The 3,707-nt window shown below is 76.2% G+C and carries 5 protein-coding genes; 3 read left to right on the top strand and 2 right to left on the bottom strand.

Annotated features, from left to right (window positions below; all coding sequences use genetic code 11):
* Positions 1–438, top strand: a 438-nt coding sequence (locus ACSNOC_RS27250) for a sensor histidine kinase (RefSeq protein ID WP_436750245.1), incomplete at its 5' end; no start/stop codon positions are given.
* Positions 435–1,100, top strand: coding sequence for a response regulator (locus tag ACSNOC_RS27245; protein ID WP_436750244.1), 666 nt, complete (start codon positions 435–437; stop codon positions 1,098–1,100). The genes ACSNOC_RS27250 and ACSNOC_RS27245, both read left to right, overlap by 4 nt.
* On the opposite strand, the gene ACSNOC_RS27240 is transcribed toward ACSNOC_RS27245, so the two are convergent.
* Together ACSNOC_RS27240 and ACSNOC_RS27235 are read right to left on the bottom strand one after the other, a co-directional pair.
* Positions 1,061–1,552: a DUF4442 domain-containing protein gene (locus tag ACSNOC_RS27240; RefSeq protein WP_436750243.1), complete on the bottom strand. Its 492-nt coding sequence runs from the start codon at positions 1,550–1,552 to the stop codon at positions 1,061–1,063. The genes ACSNOC_RS27245 and ACSNOC_RS27240 overlap by 40 nt on opposite strands.
* Before the next feature lie 39 nt (positions 1,553–1,591).
* On the bottom strand, positions 1,592–2,335 hold the full coding sequence (locus tag ACSNOC_RS27235) for a maleylpyruvate isomerase family mycothiol-dependent enzyme (protein ID WP_436750242.1): 744 nt from the start codon (positions 2,333–2,335) through the stop codon (positions 1,592–1,594).
* Positions 2,336–2,427: 92 nt separating this feature from the next.
* Here ACSNOC_RS27235 and ACSNOC_RS27230 point away from each other — a divergent pair.
* A partial coding sequence (locus ACSNOC_RS27230; protein WP_436750241.1) for an ROK family protein occupies positions 2,428–3,707 on the top strand: 1,280 nt, incomplete at its 3' end.

The raw sequence follows: 3,707 nt of genomic DNA, 5'->3' as shown, positions 1-3,707 counted from the left end.
GCCCCCCGCGCCCCGGCCCCCGGCCTCGGACGGCTCCGCGAGCTCGCCGACCAGGCCGCCGACGCCGGGCTGCGGGTCACCACCGCCACCGAGGGCACCCCGGCGCCGCTGCCGCCCGGCGCCGACCTCGCCGCCTTCCGCATCGTGCAGGAGGCACTGACCAACACCGTCCGCCACTCCGCGTCCCGGACGGCCCGCGTCCGGCTGCGCTACGGCCCCGGCGCCCTGGAGCTGCGCGTGGACGACGACGGGCCCGCCACCGCAGGGGACGGCCACGGCGGCGGCCGCGGCAACGGCCTGGTCGGCATGCGGGAACGCGCCGCCGCGTTCGGCGGCACCGTCGAGGCCGGCCCCCGCCCGGACGGCGGCTTCCGCGTCGTCGCCCGGCTGCCGCTGACCCCGCGCGAGGCGCACGACGAGAACGGGAGGACCGCGTGATCCGGGTTCTGCTCGCGGACGACCAGGCCCTGGTCCGGGCCGGTTTCCGCGCCCTGCTCGACGCCCAGCCCGACATCACCGTCGCGGGCGAGGCCGCCGACGGCGGGGAGGCGCTCGCCCTGGTGGCCGAGCTGCGCCCCGACCTGGTCCTGATGGACATCCGCATGCCGCGCCTCGACGGGCTCGCCGCCACCCGCCGCATCACCGGCGACCCGGCGCTGGGCGGCGTCAGGGTCGTCATGCTCACCACGTTCGAACTGGACGAGTACGTCTTCGAGGCGATCCGGTCCGGCGCCTCCGGCTTCCTGGTCAAGGACACCGAGCCCGAGGAACTGGTCCGCGCCGTCCGGGCCGTGGTGGCCGGCGACGCCCTCCTGTCGCCCGGTGTCACCCGCCGCCTCATCGCCGAGTTCGCCGCCCGCTCCAAGGAGCCCGCGGCGGCGGCCGGACTGGCCCGGCTCACCGACCGCGAACGGGAGGTGATGACCCTGGTCGGCATCGGCCTGTCCAACGAGGAGATCGCCCGGCGCCTCGTCGTCTCGCCCCTGACCGCCAAGACGCACGTCAGCCGCGCCATGGTGAAGCTCGGCGCCCGCGACCGGGCCCAGCTCGTCGTGCTGGCCTACGAGTCGGGGCTGGTCCGCCCCGGCTGGCTGGGCTGACGCTTGCGGCGCACGTAGAGCTGCTTGCGCACCCGCGCCACCACCGTGCCGTCGGCGGCCACCACCGTGCAGTCGAACCACGGCAGGGCCTTGCCGCCGCCCTCGGTCGCCGCCCGGATCTCCGCCACCCGCTCCTCGGTCAGCTCGAACTCCGCGAACACGTCGCCGCGCCCGGGGGAGACGTACTCGATCTCCGCCGCCTTGTCCCACACCAGATAGCCGCCGCCCAGCCGGTGCAGCACCAGCAGCGCCCAGAACGGGTCGCACATCGAGTACAGCGAGCCGCCGAACTGGGTCCCGAAGAGGTTCCGGTTCAGCCGCCCGAGCCGGAGCCGCACCCGGGCGGCGCTCCAGTCGTCGGCGATGCCCAGGACCTGGATCCCGGCGCAGCGGAACGGCGGCCACCAGCGCATGAGGCGGGCCAGGGCGGCGGGTCTGACGGATCGGGCCATACGGCCGAACGTACCACGACGTGTTACTCGTGAGTAACTTCAGATGGTGGAGGCCGTCCGCCACAACTCGGCCAGCTCCCGGTCCCCGGTGACGGTCAGCACCCCCTCGTACGGCAGCCGGTTCCACAGCGCCGGATACAGGTCCGCCGCCCGCCCGCCGACCTCGCACGCCGCCTCCGGAACCGCCTCGCCCCGGCGCACCCTGGGCGGCTCCCCGGATATCGCCACCGCCCACACCGCGCCCGGCTCGTCCGTCGCCCGGACCACCAGCGTCCGCGGCACCCCGGACCGCACCCGGCTCCGGGACCGGGTGTGGAATCCGGCCAGCAACTCGTCCACACCGTCCACCGCCGCCCCCGGCGCGAACGGCGACAGCGGCCGGCCGGCGGCCTGCTCGGCGTCCACACGGTGGATGGCCGTCTCGTGGGCCTGCCGCCGCACCCAGAAGTGCCGCGGCGTGGGCGAACCGCGCAGGAACGCCCAGCACTCCAGATCCTCCGGCGCCGCCTCCAGCACGGCCAGCAACTCACCGTGCCCGGCCCGGAACCACGCGGCCAGCTCCCCGTCCGGCACCACCCCGGTGCCCATCGGCGCGCGCCCCGTCAGCCGCTCCGCCACGGTGCGGGCCGCCCACCGGTGCACGTTCCCCTGATGCGCCACCAGATCCCGCACCCGCCACCCCGGACACGACGGAACGGGCGCGTCCCACCCCGCCCGCTCCGCGGCGGCGATCAGCAATTCCCCCTCGCGGCGCAGCGCGCCCAGCAGCTCAGCGATCTCCATCCGCCGGATTGTGCCACCGCCGCCGCCCGCCGATCCGCGGCCCACCACCGCCCGGGATTTGTTCGCATGCGTCACAAAGCCAGAATGGGGACGTGACCCACACACGCACCAGGCTCGAAAGAGGCCGGAACGCCCTCGGCCCCGCGCTGGAACTCGTCCACACCGGCCGGGCCCCCACCCGCTCCGTCCTCACCACCGAACTGGGCGTCACCCGCGCCACCGCGGGCGCGGTCGCCACCGAGCTGCAGACCCTCGGCCTCATCACCGTGGACTCCCGTCCCAGCGCCGCGCCCGGCAGCCAGGGCCGCCCGTCCCACCGCCTGGCCATCGCCGACGACGGCCCCGTCGTGCTCGCCGCCCAGGTGCACGCCGACGGCTTCCGGGCCGCCCTGGTCGGCCTCGGCGGCCGGATCGTCGCCACCGCCCCCGGCTGCATGACCGTCGACGCCGACCCCGCCCAGGTCCTCGGCGAGGTCGTCGCGGCCGGCACCGCCCTGCTCCGCGACAGCGGACGCCGCTGCGTCGGCGCCGGCCTCGCCGTCCCCTCCGCCGTCGCCGAACCCGAGGGCACCGCCCTCAACCCGCTCCACGTGGCCTGGCCCGCCGGCGCCCCCGTCCGCGCCATCTTCAACCGCTGCCTCGCCGACGCCGGCCTCGACGTCACCGGCTTCTGCGGCAACGACGTCAACCTCGCCGCCCTCGCCGAACACCGCCACGGCGCCGGCCGCGCCGCCGCCCACCTGCTGTGCGTCGCCACCGGCCACCGCGGCGTCGGCGGCGCCCTCGTCCTCGACGGCAGACTCCACACGGGCAGCGACGGCCTCGCCCTCGAAGTCGGCCACCTCACCGTCGACCCCCAGGGCCGCCCCTGCCACTGCGGCGGACGCGGCTGCCTCGACGTCGAAACCGACCCCCTGGCCCTCCTCGACGCCGCCGGCCGCACCCCCGACCCCGAAGCCTCCCCGCTGGACCAGGCCAACGAGGTCGTCCGCGCCGCCTACGCCCCCGACGCCACCGCCCGGGACACCGCCGCCCGCGCCGCCGTCGCCACCGTCATCGACCGCCTCGGCCTCGGCCTCGCCGGCCTCGTCAACATCCTCAACCCCGACCGCATCATCCTCGGCGGCCTCCACCGCCGCCTCCTGGAAGCCGACCCCGCGCGCCTCAGGGCCGTCGTGGAGGAACGCAGCCTGTGGGGGAGAAGCGGCACCATCCCCATCCTCGCCTGCACCCTCGACCACAACAGCCTCGTCGGCGCCGCCGAACTCGCCTGGCAGCCCGTCCTCGACGACCCCCTCGCCGCGCGGGGGGAGTGGGACCTGATCGTCGTCGACACCCCGCCGAGCCGGTCGGCCCTCGACTTCCTCGACGC

Source organism: Streptomyces sp. URMC 129 (genome assembly GCF_051386415.1).
Lineage (GTDB): Bacteria > Actinomycetota > Actinomycetes > Streptomycetales > Streptomycetaceae > Streptomyces.
The sequence above is the reverse complement of the archived record's forward strand: the minus strand, read 5'-3'. Positions and strand labels throughout refer to the sequence as shown.

Coding starts and splice junctions, on each gene's coding strand:
- ACSNOC_RS27235 (WP_436750242.1), bottom strand. CDS start 2,335: ATGGAGATCGCTGAGCTGCTGGGCGCGCTGCGCCGCGAGGGGGAATTG.
- ACSNOC_RS27240 (WP_436750243.1), bottom strand. CDS start 1,552: ATGGCCCGATCCGTCAGACCCGCCGCCCTGGCCCGCCTCATGCGCTGG.